Annotated in this window: 1 pseudogene; it reads left to right on the top strand. The window is 68.7% G+C overall.

What is annotated here, in order from left to right:
* Window positions 1–313, top strand: a pseudogene (locus tag AC5RTT_RS20860) (HNH endonuclease); the annotation flags it as partial.

The raw sequence follows: 313 nt of genomic DNA on the forward strand, positions 1-313 counted from the left end.
GCTCCGCAGGGGATGAGCGGTCCCGGGGCCAGGTCATGGCCGACACCCTGGTCGAACGCGTCACCGGCACCCGGGGCGGGATCACCGGCATCGACCTCCAGGTCGTGATGACGGACCGGGCCCTGTTCCAGGGCGACAGCGAACCGGCCAAAATCCCCGGCTACGGCATCATCCCCGCCGAAACCACCCGCGCCCTCCTCCTCAGCGCAAGGACAGCTGGCAGGACAAACGCGGCTGCAGCCGACACCGAAACCAGCACCGGCACCGGCACCGGCTCAGAAACGCATGACAAGCAAGACCTGGCCCTCTGGGT

This window comes from Arthrobacter sp. Y3221157 (genome assembly GCF_059089865.1).